This window comes from Aerococcus sp. HMSC10H05, assembly GCF_001806975.1.
GTDB lineage: Bacteria > Bacillota > Bacilli > Lactobacillales > Aerococcaceae > Aerococcus > Aerococcus viridans_B.
On the sequence record NZ_KV786964.1, the window covers coordinates 1 to 15173 of the forward strand.

The 15173-nt window shown below is 37.3% G+C and carries 15 protein-coding genes and 1 riboswitch; of the genes, 8 read left to right on the top strand and 7 right to left on the bottom strand.

Going from position 1 to position 15173, the window contains the following annotated elements; all coding sequences use genetic code 11:
- Positions 1-48 precede the first annotated feature (48 nt).
- Complete coding sequence (locus HMPREF3116_RS02565; protein WP_246819028.1) at positions 49-981, bottom strand: helix-turn-helix domain-containing protein; 933 nt, start codon at positions 979-981, stop codon at positions 49-51.
- A gap of 396 nt (positions 982-1377) precedes the next feature.
- Here HMPREF3116_RS02565 and HMPREF3116_RS02570 point away from each other — a divergent pair, with 396 nt between their 5' ends.
- Together HMPREF3116_RS02570 and purB are read left to right on the top strand one after the other, a co-directional pair.
- Positions 1378-2463 carry a tetratricopeptide repeat protein gene (locus HMPREF3116_RS02570; protein ID WP_246819029.1) on the top strand — a complete coding sequence of 362 codons (1086 nt, stop codon included), beginning with the start codon at positions 1378-1380 and terminating at the stop codon, positions 2461-2463.
- Between the two features lie 142 nt (positions 2464-2605).
- Complete coding sequence (gene purB / locus HMPREF3116_RS02575; protein WP_070467585.1) at positions 2606-3907, top strand: adenylosuccinate lyase; 1302 nt, start codon at positions 2606-2608, stop codon at positions 3905-3907.
- Positions 3908-3946: 39 nt separating this feature from the next.
- Here the strand turns inward: purB and HMPREF3116_RS02580 are convergent, their stop codons facing one another.
- From HMPREF3116_RS02580 to HMPREF3116_RS02595, 4 genes are all read right to left on the bottom strand, one after another.
- Positions 3947-4816 carry an AraC family transcriptional regulator gene (locus HMPREF3116_RS02580; protein WP_070467586.1) on the bottom strand — a complete coding sequence of 290 codons (870 nt, stop codon included), beginning with the start codon at positions 4814-4816 and terminating at the stop codon, positions 3947-3949.
- A 126-nt stretch (positions 4817-4942) separates the two neighbouring features.
- Positions 4943-5833 (bottom strand): 4-hydroxy-tetrahydrodipicolinate synthase, encoded by an 891-nt coding sequence (gene dapA, locus HMPREF3116_RS02585; RefSeq protein ID WP_070467588.1) that lies wholly within the window; start codon positions 5831-5833, stop codon positions 4943-4945.
- Positions 5834-6000: 167 nt separating this feature from the next.
- Positions 6001-6149: riboswitch (Lysine riboswitch) on the bottom strand.
- 90 nt (positions 6150-6239) lie between these two features.
- Positions 6240-7403: an alanine racemase gene (gene alr, locus HMPREF3116_RS02590; protein ID WP_070467589.1), complete on the bottom strand. Its 1164-nt coding sequence runs from the start codon at positions 7401-7403 to the stop codon at positions 6240-6242.
- A 118-nt stretch (positions 7404-7521) separates the two neighbouring features.
- On the bottom strand, positions 7522-8067 hold the full coding sequence (locus HMPREF3116_RS02595) for an FUSC family protein (RefSeq protein WP_070467592.1): 546 nt from the start codon (positions 8065-8067) through the stop codon (positions 7522-7524).
- Between the two features lie 120 nt (positions 8068-8187).
- Here HMPREF3116_RS02595 and HMPREF3116_RS02600 point away from each other — a divergent pair, with 120 nt between their 5' ends.
- Positions 8188-8556: a hypothetical protein gene (locus tag HMPREF3116_RS02600; RefSeq protein WP_070467593.1), complete on the top strand. Its 369-nt coding sequence runs from the start codon at positions 8188-8190 to the stop codon at positions 8554-8556.
- Positions 8557-8793: 237 nt separating this feature from the next.
- Here HMPREF3116_RS02600 and HMPREF3116_RS02605 read toward each other — a convergent pair whose 3' ends face one another.
- Positions 8794-9906 carry a M24 family metallopeptidase gene (locus HMPREF3116_RS02605; protein WP_070467595.1) on the bottom strand — a complete coding sequence of 371 codons (1113 nt, stop codon included), beginning with the start codon at positions 9904-9906 and terminating at the stop codon, positions 8794-8796.
- Between the two features lie 17 nt (positions 9907-9923).
- Positions 9924-10715, bottom strand: a complete 792-nt coding sequence (locus HMPREF3116_RS02610) for a beta/alpha barrel domain-containing protein (protein ID WP_083272734.1) — start codon at positions 10713-10715, stop codon at positions 9924-9926.
- A 331-nt stretch (positions 10716-11046) separates the two neighbouring features.
- On the opposite strand from HMPREF3116_RS02610, the gene HMPREF3116_RS02615 reads away from it, so the two are divergent.
- The 5 genes from HMPREF3116_RS02615 to HMPREF3116_RS02635 all read left to right on the top strand — a co-directional run bounded on the left by HMPREF3116_RS02615 (position 11047) and on the right by HMPREF3116_RS02635 (position 15134).
- Positions 11047-11775, top strand: a complete 729-nt coding sequence (locus HMPREF3116_RS02615; RefSeq protein WP_070467597.1) for an amino acid ABC transporter ATP-binding protein — start codon at positions 11047-11049, stop codon at positions 11773-11775.
- A 35-nt stretch (positions 11776-11810) separates the two neighbouring features.
- Entirely contained in the window at positions 11811-12626 is an 816-nt protein-coding gene (locus tag HMPREF3116_RS02620; RefSeq protein WP_070467599.1) for a transporter substrate-binding domain-containing protein, read from the top strand.
- A 12-nt stretch (positions 12627-12638) separates the two neighbouring features.
- The gene (locus HMPREF3116_RS02625; protein WP_070467601.1) at positions 12639-13292 is read left to right on the top strand and encodes an amino acid ABC transporter permease; all 654 of its coding nucleotides are present in this window, start codon (positions 12639-12641) and stop codon (positions 13290-13292) included.
- A gap of 16 nt (positions 13293-13308) precedes the next feature.
- Positions 13309-14001, top strand: coding sequence for an amino acid ABC transporter permease (locus HMPREF3116_RS02630; RefSeq protein ID WP_070467603.1), 693 nt, complete (start codon positions 13309-13311; stop codon positions 13999-14001).
- Positions 14002-14417: 416 nt separating this feature from the next.
- Positions 14418-15134 carry a TraX family protein gene (locus HMPREF3116_RS02635; RefSeq protein ID WP_070467605.1) on the top strand — a complete coding sequence of 239 codons (717 nt, stop codon included), beginning with the start codon at positions 14418-14420 and terminating at the stop codon, positions 15132-15134.
- Positions 15135-15173: the final 39 nt, after the last annotated feature.

Sequence of the window (15173 nt, forward strand, 5' to 3'; positions counted from 1 at the left end):
CCACCAACACTATTTATCATAGAACCCGTTTTATGAACTTAAATTTATTTAAAGTATGGTCTGTGTACTTTGTTGCGCATATTTTTTAGGAGAAGTATGATAAACTTTCTTGAATGAACGGTAGAAAGTTGAATAATCTCCAAATCCCGATGCAGTGGATACATCTTGTAAGGACATCTTATTGCTATTCATATTATTAATTAATTGTGCAGCATAGTTGGCACGTTTTTCAATCAAGTATTCATGGAAATTTTGGTTCATTTCTTTACGGAATAATTTTGATAAATAATATGGCGAAATATCAAATACCTGGGTAATTCGGTCTAATTGTAAATCAGCTTCTCTAAAATGCTGATCTATGTAGTAAATAATGTGACTAAAATGTTTGTCATCTTTATAGTTACCAGATAATGATGGGATTTTCTTAGCATGGTAGACATTCATCAACGCATGGTATAGGTGATAAGCAGTTACAAAGGCAGTTTCGTCTACCTCCTCATCACTATAAGTAAGTATTTTATTTAAATGCGTAATGGTCTTATCTAGATTTTCTTTATCTAAACGGTAATGACCTGGTTCATTATAAAAGCGACTGATATCTTCATAAAGATGATCATTTACCATAGCATATTGATTCATCAACTTCTCAGGCACCATGCAGATATAACGGGTGTTATTAATGCCTTCTTCACTAGACATCAAATGCGGAACGTTAGGTGGAATGATCATAATATCACCATTGTAGAGTGTGTAGCCAGTATCGTTTACTATAAACTGACATTGGTTCCCTAAGTAGATGAGAATTTCAAAATGATCATGATAATGCATACCCGCAGTAATCCTAGAATATTCTTCAAGATCTATATCAACGAGTTCGAGTGATTCAATATTATTATAGGATTTACGCATCATTGTACGTCGCTCATCATGATAGCTGAGGGATAAGTGTGTCTGAAATGTATTAACGGCAATTGCTTCCAAGAGTTCACCTTCTAATTTATTTATATATATATTTTGTACTTTGCAATATTTAACCTGTTATCTTAGTTTACTAAATTTATCCAAATAGTTTCAAGGCTTTTTATAATTTAATTTTAAGACCGCTATAATGGCGTAAAAATACGATAAAATATGTTATAATTTTATTGGTAAATAAGGTCTTTGATAACCATATCCAATTTTAGTTAGATGCAATAACGTACTTTTACAAGAAGTAAGCATAATGCCAATATCGTTATCTGATAACTTTTCAGCTATGGAGCTAAAGAGATGCTAAAGGGTTTTGGTTTCAATAACATAGAAAAAACAGTACAATAAAATTTGGTGTAATGAAGAATTTATTTTATGCTGAAATTTATTGCTTTAGGAGACGAGCTTATGGATAAGGACCAAGAAAAACTTATACAAAGAATTCAAGCTGTGCCAACAGATGATTACAGCTATTGTATTCAAGTTATCTCAAAAATTTTAAGAGATAACCACAAACTCACCGGTGATGAAGCATTTATTGAAGCTTTCAATGAAGTCATGATGGATAAATTCCCAAATGAATTTACAGATTATAATCAAATGATTGCTGAAATTAAAATGCAAGATGATGCAGAGTTCGTTAAGCGAATTCGTGGTATTATGGCAGTTGATCCAGTTCGGGCTAATTTTGAAATGTCTTTATATATTCGCCGGATGGAGGACGACTTTGACCAATTCACACCAAAGAAAAATGTTAAAAATTTAAGTATTTATGATGAACTAGACCTTTTCCAATTTATCTATAATAATGATACAGGTTTAGAATTAGCACCCACCACGCGTGATTATGCGGGGATGTATGTGGAGTATGCTAAAGTGCAAATTAAAGCGAATGAATGGCGGGAAGCTATTGATTCCTACCAACAGGCACTCTTATGGAATCCATATGCTGTAGATACCATTTATGCATTAGCTGAGTTATATCAAGAGATGGAGCAGTATGGGATGTCATATCCAACTGTTTTAAATGGCTTAACCTACTCTTTAAGGGTTGAAGATTTGGCATATGGATTTGCTTTAATTGGTGACTTTTATTATCGAAAAGAAGACTTCGAAAAAGCTTATATGTTATACCACATTTCCTTAATGTGGAATGAAAATAATAATGCCAAAGCAGGGTTAGAAGTCTTAGAAGAGTTAGGGCCTGAGTGGCCAGAAGTGCTAGAAGGGGAGGACCAGGAGGCCTTTCTAGACGGACTAGGATTGAACAATTATCCATCCATGGATATGTTAACGGCTTTAAAAGAATCCGCTTTTCGATTTAATGAACATGATCAATATGAAGCTGCCTATGAATATTTAGCCATTTATGAGGATATTTTAGGCAACGTTGATCCCCAAGTTACCGCAGTCTTAGACCAGTTAGAGGCTGATCATCCGGACTTATTGATGGCAGAACACGATCACGGTTCAGACCATGAGCATGATCAATAAAACACAAAAGTGTATCAGACGAGACCTATGACCTATGCGTTTTAGATCTCGTCTTTTTGTTAAAAATAATCCGTGTTAAAACCCTCCTTATGATATAATTGTTCCGTATAAAAATTGAACGCCTGCCGTAAAGGAGAATGTTATGATACCTAGATATACTCGTCCTGAAATGGGACAAATCTGGTCACAAGAGAATAAATATGCATCTTGGTTGGAAGTTGAGATACTTGCGACTGAAGCGTGGGCTGAGTTAGGCGAGGTGCCACTTGACGATGCTAAAGCGATTCGAGAAAAAGCCACTTTTGATGCCAAACGGGTTGAAGAAATTGAAAAAGAAACCCGCCATGATGTTGTCGCTTTTACCCGTAATGTGTCTGAATCATTGGGTGAAGAACGAAAATGGGTACATTATGGCTTAACTTCTACCGATGTTGTAGATACAGCTCAAGGATACCAATTGAAACAAGCGAACGATCTTATTCGTAAAGATTTAGACCGGTTTTTACAAGTATTAAAAGCTCGTGCTATTGAACATAAATATACAGTGACTATGGGACGTACTCATGGCGTCCACGCTGAACCAACGACATTTGGTTTGAAAGTTGCACGGTGGTATTCAGAATGCAAACGGAATATCCAACGTTTTGAAACGGCAGCTCGGGGTGTTGAAGCAGGAAAAATATCAGGTGCTGTGGGTACCTATGCTAATGTACCGCCTTTTATTGAAAGTTACGTGTGTGAGCATCTAGGTATTCACCCTCAAGAAATTTCTACACAAATTTTACCACGCGACTTACATGCAGAATACATCTCTTCATTAGCCTTGATTGCGACGATGATTGAAAATATTGCGACAGAAGTTCGCGCATTACAAAAGTCGGAAACCCGCGAAGTGGAAGAATTTTTTGCCAAAGGTCAAAAAGGGTCAAGTGCTATGCCACATAAACGAAACCCAATCGGTTCAGAAAATATGGCCGGTTTAGCGCGTGTTGTTCGTGGTCATGTCATGACAGCTTATGAAAACATTACATTATGGCATGAAAGAGACATCTCGCATTCCAGTGCAGAACGCATTATTTTACCTGATACAACCATCTTAGTCGATTACATGTTAAATCGTTTCGCCAATATCATGGAAAACTTAACCGTCTTTCCTGAAAATATGAAACGTAATATGGATGCAACGCATGGCTTAATCTATTCTCAGCGGGTATTACTAAAACTAGTAGATGCAGGCTTGTCACGTGAAGCAGCTTATGACTTAGTACAACCACTAACAGCTATTGCATGGGACGAAGGTAAAAGCTTTAAAGGCCTTATTGAAACCAATGCAGAAATTATAAGGCACTTAGACCCTGAAGCAATAGATGAGGCCTTTGATTATCATTATCATATTCAAAAAGTAGATGACATCTTTGAAAAACTTGGTTTAATTGAAGATTAGATGATACACCTATTCTTAACTATCTAAAAAAGGAGAATCTTACGATTCTCCTTTTTTAGGTACCTCATGTGGTCTAATATGATAATGTTTAATGAAGGCTCTATAGAAGTTACTATAATCATTAAAGCCAGCTTTTTGCCAGGATTCAGTGATAGATAAACCACTTTCAATAAGGGAGTAAGCATAGCCCAATCTTAAATCCAATATAAATTGATAAATAGTTGAATGGAAATAGGGTTGGAATACCCGGTTAACAGTTGAAGTGGAAATATCGAACTTATCTGCAATATCTTGTAGGGTTAAATCTTTTCGATAGGAATCTACAATAAAATGTTTAATTTCATAAGCTAGAATTTCTCTCTCTGACATCTCTAAACGATTCTGTTTAGAGGCAGATGACAGTCTATAAAGTTCAAGGAAAATGGTCGACACAATGCTGAAAACCATTTTCTTTTGAATAGCGTCTTCGGGCCGTTTTAATTCCAATTGCAATTGAATCAAAGTTTGTAGTAGATGTTGCCAAGTGACAAATGAAAAGCTGAAAACATGTGGTTCATCAAATATTTGCTTTACTTCGGGCGTCTCTACAAAGTCATTCGCAATGGCATCTATGTAAGGCTCACTTAGAGATAAAAGGTAAGCGTACACTTTTTCCTCAGAGGGTTTAGTGGTCTCTTCTTGGTGCCCCCCATTTTTATCCGGTAAGATCAACCGTCGCATAATGGGTTCCGGAAGCACAATAATTTGGCGTACAGAGACGTCAATTTTCTTGTCTGCTAACTCAATAGTGAAGGGTTTTAAGGAAATTAAAAGTTCATTTCTATGGAAAGAAGAGCGATTATAAATGTCAACCATTTCTTGATCAACTTTTTTTAGTTTGATTCTAAATGGCAATGTTCCAGTTGGCATAAATCAAAACTCCTATTATATATTCAATCTAGCTATTACTGATAAGCTGAGAAAATAAGAAAGGGTGTGCATTAATACAATACACACCCATTTAATATACCACAGTTTAGCTTTTAAATGGAAAGCCTAAATCAAATTTAACCGTGTCATTTCAGCTTCAAGGCAAGCTACGGTTTCTTCTTGCGCGGGAACTAATGGTAAACGAACTGAACCAGTATCAAAACCAAGCATAGATAACGCTTTTTTGATAGGAATTGGATTTGGTTCGCTGAATAAAATATCAATTAATGGTTTAAATGTCGTCTGCAATTCAGCAGCTTTTTGATAATCACCATTAAGAGCATAGTGGGTCATTTCGTGGACTTGTTTAGGCGCGATGTTGGCCAATACAGAGATCACACCTTGTCCACCTAAACTCATCAAAGGAATTACAGTGTCATCATTTCCAGAATAGACATCAAAATCAGGCCCTACAAGAAAGCGTGTATCCACAGCATTTGCTAAATCACCAGTGGCATCTTTAAGGGCTACAATATTATCAATATTCTTTAATTCAGCCAATGTTTTAGGCGCAATTGACATGCCAGTACGACCAGGTACATCGTATAAAATAATCGGTGTAGTCTTAATGGCATCTGCAATAGCACCATAGTGGGCTAATAAACCAGCTTGACTCGTCTTTAAATAATAGGGTGTTACTGATAAAATGGCATCGGCACCAGCAGCTACACAGTCTTTGGTTAATTGAATGCCGTGAGCAGTATCATTAGACCCAGCACCAGCGATTACAGGTACACGACCATTTACTTGTTCAACACAAAACTTCACTAGTTCAACTTGTTCTGCATCGGTTTGGGTAGAAGCCTCACCAGTTGTTCCAGCAACAACAATTGCGTCGGTACCATTTTCAATTTGAAATTCGATTAAATCGGTAAATACGTCATAATTGATATTTTGTTCTAATGAATTATCGTAAGGGGTAACAATTGCTACCGCAGAACCTTTAAAAATTGACATGAGCATCCTCCTATATTTGTGCATACTATGTAAAAGACTGAATGAATAAACGATTGTATAGTTAAAGCATAAAAAAGGCAGACAAGAGCCACTCTCTTTGTCTACCTAGGAAATCGTGTCAAAAAATACCGATAAAGTCCTACAACCCTAACAGTTTTAATCCCTAGTATTAGACAAGCGCTCCGCACCTTAATGGGCATTAAGGTTTGACAGGAATAACCCTATTCAGTATTATCCCCAACACAGAAAACTGCATTTCGGCACAACCACCTTTCACACTTCGTTACTGATTGGCTGCGCAACCTCTATATCTATACTTTCTATTCGTATAATCATTAGTTTAAAACTAACATGATAATGAGTTAAAGGCAAGTGATAAATGAAAAAACTATTAGATTTAAAAAAATTATTTCATTTTCTTCTTTTTTGTTAAAGTATATTCTCTTGGTAAACGCGGACTTAAATTCGTTAATACCTCGTGAGCAATGGTACCGGCGTGATGCGCAACATCAATCACATCAATCGTTTGACCACCATTTGTACCAATTAAAGTAACTTTTGTGCCAACAGGCATTTCATGTGGTAAACGGATGATCATTTGATCCATGCAAATTCGCCCGACGCTTGGACACAACTCACCATCAACGATTGCGTTCAAACCTAAATAACTTCTTTGCCAGCCATCTGCATAGCCAATTGGTAGCGTAGCGACCCATTCATCTTCACTGGCTGTATATTCGGCACCGTAGGAAATGGTATCACCAGCATGCATTTTTTTAACATAGATGATTTCTGTTTCTAAAGTTAATGCTTGTTGGAAGTCAACTGGCGATGCTACATCTTCCATACTAGGCTTCGATCCATATAAGCCAATGCCAAGTCGAACAGCATCCAGCGCTTTCTCCGGATGCCATACGCTCAAGGCAGAATTTGACTGATGGAAGAGCGGGGTATAGCCTAAAGCTGAGTAATCTAATTGACTAAGGATATCATCGAAAAAGTCTGATTGTGCTGAAACTTTATCCTTACTATGGTCAGTAAAGGAATCCGCCGTCGCATAGTGGGTAAAAATCGAAGCTAATTTAAATTTTTTAGGATGTTTGGCAATATAATTAATGATTTTTTGTGCTTCTTTAACGGTACGAACACCAATTCTGCCCATACCAGAGTCTATTTTTAAATGAACATTTAATTTATGAAGACGTGAGAAATCCTCGTCATGTTTCTTCGCGTATTTAAGATAGTCTAAACTAGATACGGTTACGCCAATTTCTAAGTTGGCTAATAACCAAGCGTCATCCGGGTCAGTTAGACCGAGAACCATGATAGGTGCAATCATACCAGCATCTCGTAACGCGATAGCTTCATCTGCTAAAGCAACAGCAAATCCGTCTACACCACGAGCTTGCAAAGCGTCTGCAATTTCTACAGCGCCTAAACCATAGGCGTTCGCTTTGATAACTGCCATGACAGCTTTATTACCGACATGTTTTTTTACGGCGAAATAATTATGGATAATCGCATCTAGGGACACGATAGCCTTGCTAGGGCGATGATAACCAATGGTCATAGTTAAAACCTCTCTTTAATCATATAGATAAATAGCTATTGAATGGCATATACTACACACATGTCACTCAATAGCTATTATAACACTTATTATCTATTACGCCCATGAAGCATGTTGTTTAAGTATTATCAGTAATTGAAATTTGTAGAAATTCTGGTACATGACGGTTGTAAGCTTTGACCCAGGGTATAACACGATGTCTTGGGAATAAGTACTCAATACTTACAGAGATAATTGCGCCTAGGAATGTATCCAAAATGCGTAATAGGGCATAAATGTATTGATTTTCGGCAGGAATATTAAAGACAATTACCAAAAAAGTGGCACTCCCTCCAATCACACCTTGAGGATTTTTCAATAGCAAATTTGTTTTAATCGTGATCATAATGCCTAAACCGGCTAAAAGTGCTGTAATTAAAAAATGTTTTGGTAACAAATGACTTAAAAAAATAAAAATAATAGAGGCGAAAGCACCACACACGATGGATAGTGTTCTGTGCAGTCCAAAAGATAGTGAAGTATTGATATCTGCTCTTTGAGAAAATACTGCCGATAGTGCAGCAATTTGTGGATCGATTGGAATAAAGGCTGAAATGAGGACAGCAGAAAATACACTGAAGGCCGTTTTTAGTGTCCGCATGCCAATATGGAATTTTTCTTTCACTATTAAGCTCCTTTAACGGGGAATATGGCCACCCCTTAGTCTACAATTTGAATTTTCTTGTAAATAGATTATACTAAGAATACTTGATAAAATGAATAAAATTTAAAGGTGGTGTATTAGGTGAAACGGCAAACATATCGCCAAGCCAAAAAAGCGCTTGAACGCGAGAAAAAGTATAACCAAAAGCATTATGGCAAATCTTTTTCAGATAACTTAAAATCTTCAGTACCTGAAACCACACTCACACAGGATACTACTGAATTTGATATTGAGACGTTTGCAGAAACACCAGTACCAAAAGAGACCTTCCAAGACTTAGATACAAATGAAATCTTCTTTGAGAGACAAAAACAAAAACAGTACTTTTGGTCAGGGGCCGGCAATGATACACGAAAAATTTTAGTATGGATTATTCTAGCATTAGCAATTTTAGCTGTCGCTTTGTTAGGGCCAAGAGTATTTGAATATTTCCAACTGATTTTTAAATAGTCACTGCAAGGCGTATAAATCGTAAAATGATTGTTTAATCAAAGAAGGTGAGACAAAAGTCGTTTAGAATTGACGTACTGAACCAAAAGGCGAACAATAACGAAACGTTATTGGCGTATTTTGGGAAGTATCGGATAATTCTGACTTTTGGAACCCAATGATAAACGTTCTTATATAGTAAAGAGAGGCTGAGACATTTTTGTCCCAGCCTCTTTTGATTAATTATACGCATCTTCCTTATTTTGGTTCAATAATAAGCATTTCTTTGGTGAAATGATTCAGGTTTTCAGTTTGTCCATCATGGGCAATGACTAAGTCTTCAATGCGAACGGCTGTATTTCCTGTTAGGTAGATACCTGGTTCAATAGAGAAAATATTACCATCTCTGATCGTATCTGTATTTGCTTGTGATACATCACCTTTTTCATGGACTTCACGTCCGATGAAATGGCCTAGTCGATGTGTGAATTGAGGACCATAGCCTTCTGCTGTAATGTGGTCACGAGCTGCAGCATCAACATTGGCAAAAGTTTCGCCTACCTTAACAGCATGAATGCCTCGTAGGTTGGCTTCTAACACAATTTCGTATATCTTTTTGGCTTCATCACTAGGTTCACCATAATAGACAGTACGCGTCATATCAGAACAGTAATCATCATGTCTACACCCAATATCAATCACAATTGAATCCCCCTGTTTAGGTAGGGTGTGGTCTGATTCGTGATGTGGATCAGCTCCGTTTGGTCCGTAGGCAATGATTGGTTCAAAAGAGAAGCCAGCATCAGCACCTTCCTCGTCGTAAATTCGTGCTAATTCATCTACAGCAGCGAGTTCATCTAAGCCAAGAGGTAAAACTTCTTCGATTAAGCGCGCCATAGCACGATCATTAATTTCGGAAGCTTTCCGCATTTTTTCTTGCTCTTCTGCTGTTTTAATCGCTCTTTGGTTATCTACCAAGTCAGATGCCACTTCAAATGTCGCTTGTGTATAGCTTTTAGCAATCGCTAATAATTGGTCAGCCCGCCACAATTTATCAACACCAATACGTAAAGGCGCGTCAGTAGCAGGGAAGTCTGTTAGGTTGGCAAAGGCTTCAGTGATGGTGTTGTTGTCATCCACCCAAGTCACGTCAATGCCAGATAATTCATCGAAAACAAATAGTTTGTTCGCTATAATTTGCGGACTTTTTTCTGGTTGGATGATGAGTAACCAAAAACGTTCCATAGGGTCAAAAACAACCCCAGTGTAATAATCAATAGATGCCTTGTCGCTAATGATTAAGGCATCTAAGTGGTAATTTTTAACTTGTTGTTGAATCGTTTTTAAACGATTGTGATGCGCTTGATTCATAAATCCTCCATTAATTGTTATAAGTATCCGTCAGAAGCGTCGTCAGAATACTGTTTCTCAGCTCCTGGGTTTTCTTCAATATATTCCTCAAATTCATGTAAGGTCATACCATCGTGTGTTTCAAGGAAATCTTCACGGCGATTTTTACGGTATTTGACCATTTTCTCTTTAAAGATTTCTCCAGTTGTAGGTGGCGTCCAAGATACTGCGTTAGCACCAGCTTCAATTACTTTACGGATTGACTCTTCATTTGGGCCACCAGTTGCAATAATCGGCACATCTGGGAAATCACGGCGAATACGTTCAACGATAGCAGCTGTTTCCTTTCCTCCAGAAACGTTTAGAATATCAGCACCAGCCGAAATACGTGCTTCAATATCATTATAGGGAGAAACAACGGTCGCGACAATAGGGGAGTCAACAGTATGTTCGATATCTAAAATATTCTCAGCAGTCATCGGTGCGTTCACCACGACCCCTTGAACACCAGTTGCCTCTGCAAAGAGCGCAATATCTACACTCCGCTTACCTTGGGTAGTACCGCCACCAACACCCGCAAATACGGGTTGACTAGCGACAGAAGTCACTGCTGAAATAATAGCAGGATACGGGGAGAAGGGATAAACAGCTAAGACCGCGTCAGCGTTACAATATAAAATTGTCGCAGCGTCAGTAGTAAAGACGAATGATTTTAAAGTCCTACCAAATACACGAATACCGGATGCTTCGTTAATCACTTCTGGCACCATCACCATATCACTTCTGAATTGTGAAGAGATATTTTGAGAGCCGTTTTTTGATTGATTCAATACGATAACCTCCAATTTGATTAAAAGAATTGGGTTTTTATATAATGCTACTCCCATTATAGTACTTATGTAAAACGAATAACAATTTAAAAGTTTGTTCTAGCGTTTGATAGAAGGCCAAAAAACATTGTAAAAGCCTATGTTCACTTGAATCGATTGTGAAATAAAAAATAACATTTAAATCGATACATGTTAAGAAACCTATCAATAAAAGTTGACTAGTACTTAAAAAATGATTAGAATAATTTTACCTTTATGCAAAAAATGCATTTTTGCAAAAATGATTGCAAATATATAATAAAAAGAAAATCAAATAAGAAGAGGTGCTATGATGATTACATTTGAACATGTTGAAAAATATTATGGTAAGTTCCATGCGTTAAAAGACATTAATCTGAAGATCAATGAGGGCGAAGTTGTGACTTTGATTGGACCTTCTGGTTCAGGGAAATCGACTTTGATTCGGACGATTAATGCTTTGGAGAAAGTTGACTCAGGTCGCTTAATTGTAGACGGAAAAGACATTACTGACCGTAATACGGATATTCGTCAAATTCGTCGCGACTGTGGAATGGTTTTCCAACACTTCGAATTATATCCTCACATGACTGTGTTAGAAAATGTGACATTGGCACCTTTAAAAGTATTGAAGAAGACGGATAAAGATGCTCAGGACCGGGCAGAACGTTTATTACAACGCGTAAACATGTGGGATAAACGTGATGCATATCCAGGTCAATTATCTGGTGGACAAAAACAACGTGTAGCCATTGCACGTGGTTTAGCTATGCAGCCAAAAATGATGTTGTTTGATGAGCCTACTTCAGCTCTTGACCCAGAAATGGTTGGAGAAGTTTTAGACCAAATGAAACGCATTGCTACTGAAGATAATATGACCATGGTTGTGGTGACACATGAAATGGGATTTGCCAAAGAAGTATCTAATCGAACAATCTTTATGGCTGATGGTGAAATTTTAGAAGATCGTCCTTCTAAAGAATTCTTTGAAGATCCACATGATGAACGTGCGATCCAATTCTTAAGCAAGATTTTAGTCTAATCACCAAGTCACGCTTAAGGAAAGAGGGAATAAATATGAAAAAAATATGGCGAATGATGACGCTTTTGACCTTCAGCTTTTTCATGACAGCCTGTACAAGCAGTGCTGCTAGCCAACAAAATATTGCTGAGCGAATTGACAGCCAAGCATATCCTGTGATCACTTGGGGGGTAAAAGTGGACACGAACTTATTTGGTAAATATAATATCGCTGAAAATCGTATTGAAGGGTTTGATATCGATATAGCGAAAGAAATTACTAAACGAGTTGGCGGTGAGAATGCTGAACCTGAATTTGTTGAGGTCACTTCAAAAACGCGTATTCCATTACTAAAGAATGGGAATGTTGATGCTTTGATTGCTACAATGACGATTTCAGAAGAGCGTTTAAAACAAGTAGACTTCAGTCAAGTTTATTTTGATGCCGGACAAGCCCTGATGGTACCTGAAGATTCTGATATTGAAGGTGTGGAAAGTTTAACAAGTGAGGACACTGTTTTGGCCGTTAAAGGATCAACTTCTGCCCAACGTATCAAAGAAGCAGCTCCAGAGGCAAATATCTTAGAATTAGAAAACTATGCAGAAGCCTTTACAGCCTTAAAATCTGGTCAAGGGGATGCAATGACAACTGATAATGCGATTTTATTGGGTATTATAGAACAAAACCCCGGATATAAACTTGCGGGATCAACCTTTACAACAGAACCATATGGTATTGCTATAAACAAAGGGCAAGAAGATTTTTTAAATGAAGTCAATCAAGCCATTGATGATATGGTAGCCGATGGTACGTATCAAGAAATTTATGCAAAATGGTTTGGTGACGATACAGAGTCATCCATTGCAGAGTAGGAGGTTGAGTAAATGTTTGAACTATTAACTAGTTATAGTGATTTAATTATTGAAGGCTTCATCAATACTTTAATTGCATCAGTGATCGCCCTAATCTGTTCGTTGATTCTTGGTGGTTTGATGGGTATTCTCCAAACTTTAGAAAACAAAGTATTAGCCAAAATTGGGGACATCTATGTGGAATTTTTCCGTAATATTCCATTATTGATTATTGTAATGTTTTTCTATGTTGTGATTCCTTTGTATGGTGTTGATATTACCGGATTCCAATCAGGGATTATCGGGTTAACCTTGTATACATCGGCCTTCATCGCTGATGTCGTTCGTTCAGGTATCGAAGCAGTACCAAAAGGCCAAACAGAAGCGGCAATTTCACAAGGAATGACTTACATACAACAAATGCGCTTTGTCGTCTTACCACAAGCAATTAAAATTGTCATTCCACCATTAGGGAACCAATTCATTAATTTAGTGAAAAACTCTTCAATTTTAGCGATGGTAGCCGGGTTAGATCTAATGTATTACGGTGATGTGATTGCTAGTGAGACCTTTAATACATTAGGTACTTACACAATGATCGCTTGTATTTACCTAGTAATCACAGTACCTTTAACCCTATTGGTCTCCTTTATTGAAAAACGATTAGCACAACAGGACATACGTTAGAAAGGAGCAGTAATAGATGAATTTTGTAGATGCATTTCAATGGATAAATATCCAATTTTTACTTGATGGTCTATGGGTTACGCTTCAAGTAACGTTTTATGCTATTATATTTTCTTTAATTTTAGGCGCTATTTTTGGCATTATTCGTTTTATGGGGATTCCAATCTTATCAAAAATATTAGGGTTAATTGTAGATATCATTCGTAATTTACCTTTATTATTGATCATCTTCTTTACTTATTTTGCCTTACCGCAATTAGGTATACGCTTGAATATTTTCTGGGCAGCAGTGGGCGCTTTAACGATATTTGAATCAGCTATGATTTCAGAAATTATTCGGGGTGGTTTAAATGCTATTCCAAAAGGACAAACAGAAGCAGGGATTTCTACTGGATTAACTCGTGTACAAACGCTTCTGTATATTTTATTACCACAAGCTGTACGGTCAATGGCACCTTCTATTGTGTCACAATTGATTGCCTTAATTAAAGATACTTCGCTAGCTACGATCATTTCTTTACCAGAATTAACCCACAATGCGAAAATTATATACAATCAAAACACAGCTTATGTCATTCCAATGTTTATCATTATGACCTTTTTATACTGGCTCGTATGTTACACATTATCGAAATTCTCAAAATACCTATCCAAACGACGCTCAAGCAAAGCAATCGCAAAAGACGGCGCACTAAAAACACTAGGATAGGTAGGATGCGATACAGAGCGTTAAGGCAGGAGACGGTGGAAGATGTAGGGGTAGTGATGGGACATCACGTACCCTAAATCTGAAGCGGAACCCTGACTGCTCTGTAGAGCTCGACTAACAAGGTGCGACACAAACCGGTAGAAATGAACCGTTGGAAGATTAGTGTAGTAACTGACGCAGTCAGTTACAAACTAATCTGAAACGCAGTCATTTCTGGTTTGAGGAACCCGATTAAGGTAGGATGCGATACAGGCGCTTAAACAGGTATATTCAATTGAATATAAATGCACATAGAATGAAAGGTCGAGACGTTGTCTTGGCCTTTTTTTACCTTCAATGATAATACCAAAAGAAAAATGAAAAAATTATGATAAAATAATCATATCGTGAAAATGATTCAAAAGGAGGCGGTGGATATGGCGCAATCATCAATCACGAAAAGTAGTCCTAGTGGCTTATCCGGTGCAACATTGAAATGGATCGCTATGGTGACCATGATCATTGATCATCTTGGTGCAGCTATTTTGCTGCCTTTACTAAATAGTGGACAACTTGAAACCTTTCACTATTCGCTAGCTTATACAGCTTATACGTGTTTTCGCTTAATAGGTAGAGTTGCCTTTCCAATATTTTGTTTCTTACTGATTGAAGGCTTTCACCATACTTCAAATAAGCAAAAATACGCGATGCGCTTAGGGACTTTTGCTTTGATTTCAGAAATTCCTTTTAATCTAGCCATTAGTCAACAATACTTTGATTACACGCATCAAAATGTTTTCTTTATCTTATTGTTAGGCTTATTAGCTGTGTGGTTAGCTAGTAAAGTGCATAACAGATGGTTAGCTATCCTACCAATTATCGTGATGGCGGTAGTCGCGGAATTTATACAAGCGGATTATGGTATGTTTGGCGTCCTTTTAATTGGGACCCTTTATTTAAGTCGAAGCAACCGCCTCATTCAGTCTCTAGCGGGTGCCTTTCTAGTCTTATGGGAAGTGACGGCACCAATAGCCTTTGTAATGACCTACGCTTATAATGGCTTAAGAGGACGATACAATGCTTCATGGTTATATTGGATTTATCCTATTCACCTATTGATCTTTGGCTTAATTGCTCGATATATCATTCTATGAGCCATTCATATATATAAGAAATAATAAAACTTGAGGAGA

Bases quoted from the DNA above. Each gene is read 5' to 3' on its own strand.
- HMPREF3116_RS02570 (WP_246819029.1), top strand. From the start codon at position 1,378: ATGGATAAGGACCAAGAAAAACTTATACAAAGAATTCAAGCTGTGCCA.
- purB (WP_070467585.1), top strand. From the start codon at position 2,606: ATGATACCTAGATATACTCGTCCTGAAATGGGACAAATCTGGTCACAA.
- HMPREF3116_RS02580 (WP_070467586.1), bottom strand. From the start codon at position 4,816: ATGCCAACTGGAACATTGCCATTTAGAATCAAACTAAAAAAAGTTGAT.
- dapA (WP_070467588.1), bottom strand. From the start codon at position 5,833: ATGTCAATTTTTAAAGGTTCTGCGGTAGCAATTGTTACCCCTTACGAT.
- alr (WP_070467589.1), bottom strand. From the start codon at position 7,403: ATGACCATTGGTTATCATCGCCCTAGCAAGGCTATCGTGTCCCTAGAT.
- HMPREF3116_RS02605 (WP_070467595.1), bottom strand. From the start codon at position 9,906: ATGAATCAAGCGCATCACAATCGTTTAAAAACGATTCAACAACAAGTT.
- HMPREF3116_RS02615 (WP_070467597.1), top strand. From the start codon at position 11,047: ATGATTACATTTGAACATGTTGAAAAATATTATGGTAAGTTCCATGCG.
- HMPREF3116_RS02620 (WP_070467599.1), top strand. From the start codon at position 11,811: ATGAAAAAAATATGGCGAATGATGACGCTTTTGACCTTCAGCTTTTTC.
- HMPREF3116_RS02625 (WP_070467601.1), top strand. From the start codon at position 12,639: ATGTTTGAACTATTAACTAGTTATAGTGATTTAATTATTGAAGGCTTC.
- HMPREF3116_RS02630 (WP_070467603.1), top strand. From the start codon at position 13,309: ATGAATTTTGTAGATGCATTTCAATGGATAAATATCCAATTTTTACTT.
- HMPREF3116_RS02635 (WP_070467605.1), top strand. From the start codon at position 14,418: ATGGCGCAATCATCAATCACGAAAAGTAGTCCTAGTGGCTTATCCGGT.